Below are 4463 nucleotides of genomic sequence, written 5' to 3' on the forward strand. Positions count from 1 at the left end.
TTTACGAACATATTGCCGCCGAGTGGTTTCGGTCCAGGCCATCGTGAACTCCTTCGAATCTTGAACAAATCCGACGGAATCACATCCTACTGAAATCACTCAACTCTTTTTCGGTCAGGCTCTGAGATGGGACAGGCAGAGAGACCTAAGTCTTGGAGATCAAACGAAGCGCGCCATCCTCTTACCATGGATATTCTGCCGCTACTGCGCAGCGGCACGTCCGTATCGCGAAGAAGAGGTTGAGATGGCTTACGCGGGACTTTTGCCATGTCCCGGATTGCAACAGAGAACGGTTAAAGAGTCGAGTCGGTTGGGAACTTTCACAGCCGCTGGCGATTTAGCTGCGGCTTATGTCCCCATGTAAGCAGAGCCAGGCGCCCTTGTTTCCACCAGCATCACCGCGAGTGCCTGGCTCACCCCTTCCACTTCCGCCGGACTTTTCTCGGGAGCGATCTCCCCAGTTCGAAAGTCGCTTACTGCCGGCTTCAGCACCTTCAGACCAAGGTCCCCTAACCCGAACGGGCAATGTCCGGTCAGGCGCGCCAAACCTATTTTTGTTCTATCGAGAGGGATCAAGAGTAGGGCTGCTGCCTCGGGCAAGATGCGTTGCGGCAGCGGCCTTTTTTCGCGACATCAGTGGTGATGGCGAGGGAACTTTCCTTCCCGCCGAAGATTTGATTCATCGCTCACTCCCACAGTGAGAAGAGCCAGGTGCTATCGCCCCAGCCCCCAAATCCGAAATCGCCTGGCTCGCCCCTGGCCTCTCGGCGGGAACAGTAGCAGGCATCTGCAGTTATTAGTGTGGGATCGGTCCAAGCCCGATCTAAGCCGACTGCAGCGCCGGGGGGCCTCAACTGCGGTCGGCGCCCTTTCTTTCCATTGCCGCCAGAGTCCTAATGATCGCTACCCTATTGGTTGGGACCTCGGCCTGTGCTGGGCTGCCGTCGAGATTGCAAAAGCGCTCTGGATCGGATCGGACATGCGGCCCGAATGGCACCTAAGATTGCAACAGACAACCATAAAAAGACCCGGATCTGTCGGGAACTTTCCGGCCGAAGGCGATTTGATTCTTTGCTTATGTCCCCATGTAAGCAGAGCCAGGTGCCCTTGTTTCCACCAGCATTCACCGAGTGCCTGGCTCACCATCGACCCGAAGAATCCGCTGAGCACGGCGATAAGCCGCTTTAAGCCAGCCTCCTCGACGCTTCACGCCGCTAGACTGTAACAGCCGGGACCGCCCCAGAGCCGTTTAATGAGAGAAAAGCAATGTTTGTCGACCAGAATAGGGAACTAATTGCGAGGGAACTAGGAATCACGGTCGAAGAGCTCGGTCAGTTGCATTATGAGGAAGGTTTTGAGGACGACGATGGTGTGATCCACACCTATTACCTGCGATTTTCGGACGAAAACCCGTGGCGGATCATGGTCAAGATCAAAGGTCTCGAAGGTAGCACGCTCAGATTAAATCCGAGCATATTCGAAGGCCCCAACAAAGAAGAATATCCGCAAGACCAGCCTTATAAGGATGTTCCCCGAGATTAGCCGTCAGATCCTGGCCGCTGGTACCAGCTGCCGATCGATGCTGGACAGAACCCCCTCCTACGGCCTGTCATTAGGATGGCGGGGTGATGTGGACCGCTCTGTATTCTCCTGATGGTCGATTTCATGTAGTTCAAGCCGGATCTGCTGACCGCTTGCCCAAGCCATCGCATGCTTCTTATAGCGCGGCGATCAGGATGAGACGAATCTCACTTAGATTGCCGCTACGCATGCTTCTCAAACGTGAAGGTTTGCTCGGTAACAAAGCCATTTTCCACGACTTGTACCGTCCATCCAAATTCTCCTGCAATGATCGAAATTTGATTCGGCCGCATTAGCGTCCCAGATATGCAGAAATTAGTTATCTAAGGGAAATTATACCACCACTCACCATCTGGGTGGCAGCGTGGTATTTGCCTGCAGCGGCTTTACCGCAACCATCAAAATCCCGGTGTAAGCTCAGGCCTTCTGAAAGACGTTAAAATTCGGATCGCCGTTTTAAGCAGACAGACCATCCGGAGACAAAGTCGATACCTGCCTCACGACATGCAGCTATAAAGGCGGTCCTGGCATCTTCCGGCCCGCAAAGCCCATTCATAGCATCAAGGCACTTGACCCGAGCCCTATATCGAGCCGGAGAGGATCCTTCGAAAGGCCATTCTTTCATCAAGGCGTCAGCCAAGTCCACTATTGATGTCAACTCGCGATAAGCACCCTCGCCAGGAAGCCGAACTTTTACCGTCGCAACTTTTGGATTGTCCATGGGTCATCCTCATACGCCGTGGTAGAGGTGAACCCAGAACCAGGTTGCTTGTTCATCGCAAACGCGAATCTCTGTGCGCCTTCTGAAGCCCAGTCCGTTGAGCGCGCAGAGTCTCGATGGCTCCAGCGACCTAAGGTTCGAACGGCCCCCCGCCCTTGAAAAATTCGCAGGGCGCATATCTACGACAGCGGCCTCGATCTTGGCGAGGTCAGACCGCTGCCCACGGGGGAAGCTTTACCGATTGGCAGCGGTCACCCACATCCTTGGATGATTGAGACGTTCCTAAATTACTGTCACAGTTTTTCCTGAAATGTGAGATACTTTTAGGGCTTCAATTAAAGAGTTGACCGCAATGCCCAGGATCGCCTTGTCCGTAGCCCTTACCGCCATCGCTGCTGCGATCTTCGCACCGCGTGTGATCAGGATGACTTATAGAAGCTGGCGCTACGGCCATCTCGCGCCTTTGTTCGAGCGTGGCGGCGAGTAACCCCACACTCCTGAGCCTAGCCTTGGCAGCAAATTTCGGCCGAAATGGTACGCGGCGGTTTAAGGTTAATTTCTTACCTTCATCCTGAGTTTCAGTTGCAATGCGCCACGATCCTGGCTTATCTGCGCGACGCAACCAGGAGGAGCCAATGCGGCAAGCTATGATACCGTTTCACGTGTTCGAACGACTTGAGCGCGAATGGCGCGTCATAGAGCCAGAGCGAGAACCAAAAGATCTCGAAAAGCAACTCGAAAAGCAAATTGCGGAAGAACGGGTTTTCAAGCGGTTGCGGGTTGGCAGGGTCGATTGACGGCTTTGTCAGCGTGTCGTGCCCCAGGGGGCAATCCAGCGGAAGGCCGCTGAGGCGACGATCGATGGAGCTCGACGCATGGAAGCAAACCGGAAATGCGTCGAGTACATGCGAGATCACTTCGGTGTCTGGAAGTGAGATCACCCCCACCCTTCGCTCTCCCCAAACAGGGCTTTGAAGCCGGTCCACGCGGCCTGGTCGAAGAGATCCTTGTTCATCACCAGGACCATTCCCCACATCGTGGTATGCCCCGCGAGGAACCATTCCGTCATCCGTGGACCGAAGCGGTGCTGGATCCGAATCCAGATACCTGGTCCGACATAAGCTTGGTCACATTCATTTTGATCTCGGTTTTGGGGACAACAATCAATTTCACCCTGCTTTCGGGCATGAAAAAACCCAGCTCATCGCCGGGTTTCATTGCAGATCTTCGATTTAAGCGTCTTCAGAAAAGCTGACTTGCTTTCCCCGCGGCAAGCACTTTCCCGCCGGCATCCAGCGCCAGGACTGTGATGTCGTAGGTATGCTTGCCGGTTGGCGGGCAAGGCCCCGTGAACGACTTCAGCGCACCGCGCGGGATCGTACCGCCATTCGCTGCAACGGTTCCGCCGCCATGGTTGAAGCCAGGAGCATCCCGATCGCTCATCGAAACCTTATAGCTCGCCGTTCCGGCCGGAGCTCCGGCGACAGAAATCGCTGGGCTTGTCTCACCGCACCGATCGGACGGCGAGAACGTGAATGACACCGACAGCGGGGCGGCGTCATTCGGAACTGAAGTGCAGGCAGACAGAAGTGCAAACGCACCCAGAAGTAAAAAAGATCGTCGCATAAATCACTCCCCAAACATCAACGGTTGAAGAGAAATCCCATGGCGATCGCATTGTCAATGCGACGGAAGGCTTGACTCCCCCCGTTCGTCGCTCTCTTCATCGCCCATGGTCGACAATTCCACATGGGCCGGCATGAAGGCCATGAACCTACGCTATGTCGTCGCCTGCACGCGCTGTGATCGCATGGTTGAGATCGATCTCGACAAGATGCCGCCGGAGGGAAACGCCATCAATCAGCGGTTCCGCTGGGCGTTGGTGCGCGGATCGTTAATGGCATTGTCGTAGGTGATCGGCAATCGCAATAACCGGTCCTCGTCACAATGCCTTTCAAGCACAATGCCTCCCGCCGCCATCGCATTGGCAAGATGAAGTTCAAGGTCACGAACTGGGCGGAATACGAGGCAGGCCTTTGTCGGCGCGGAAGTTTGACGCTTTGGATGACGCCGGAGGCACTGTCGTCCTGGCAGGCGCCGAAGCGGACGACGCGTGGCGGCCAGCCGCGCTACTCCGATCTTGCGATTGAGACTGCGCTGA

General features: G+C 55.3%; 6 protein-coding genes. 4 read left to right on the forward strand and 2 right to left on the reverse strand.

What is annotated here, in order from left to right; all coding sequences use genetic code 11:
• Positions 1-1266 precede the first annotated feature (1266 nt).
• Together DTW90_RS36745 and DTW90_RS38135 are read left to right on the forward strand one after the other, a co-directional pair.
• Complete coding sequence (locus tag DTW90_RS36745; protein ID WP_132528519.1) at positions 1267-1542, forward strand: hypothetical protein; 276 nt, start codon at positions 1267-1269, stop codon at positions 1540-1542.
• 1112 nt (positions 1543-2654) lie between these two features.
• Complete coding sequence (locus DTW90_RS38135; protein ID WP_281026236.1) at positions 2655-2789, forward strand: hypothetical protein; 135 nt, start codon at positions 2655-2657, stop codon at positions 2787-2789.
• Positions 2790-2907: 118 nt separating this feature from the next.
• Here the strand turns inward: DTW90_RS38135 and DTW90_RS36755 are convergent, their stop codons facing one another.
• Positions 2908-3243, reverse strand: a complete 336-nt coding sequence (locus DTW90_RS36755) for a hypothetical protein (protein WP_132528521.1) — start codon at positions 3241-3243, stop codon at positions 2908-2910.
• A 301-nt stretch (positions 3244-3544) separates the two neighbouring features.
• Positions 3545-3928 (reverse strand): YbhB/YbcL family Raf kinase inhibitor-like protein, encoded by a 384-nt coding sequence (locus DTW90_RS36760; RefSeq protein ID WP_132528522.1) that lies wholly within the window; start codon positions 3926-3928, stop codon positions 3545-3547.
• A gap of 106 nt (positions 3929-4034) precedes the next feature.
• Here DTW90_RS36760 and DTW90_RS36765 point away from each other — a divergent pair, with 106 nt between their 5' ends.
• Together DTW90_RS36765 and DTW90_RS36770 are read left to right on the forward strand one after the other, a co-directional pair.
• Positions 4035-4214, forward strand: coding sequence for a hypothetical protein (locus tag DTW90_RS36765; protein ID WP_132528523.1), 180 nt, complete (start codon positions 4035-4037; stop codon positions 4212-4214).
• A gap of 35 nt (positions 4215-4249) precedes the next feature.
• Positions 4250-4463 (forward strand): transposase (locus DTW90_RS36770; protein ID WP_188080195.1); only part of this gene is annotated, 214 nt, incomplete at its 3' end.

The sequence above is a fragment of the Neorhizobium sp. P12A genome (genome assembly GCF_008365395.1).
Classification (GTDB): domain Bacteria; phylum Pseudomonadota; class Alphaproteobacteria; order Rhizobiales; family Rhizobiaceae; genus Rhizobium.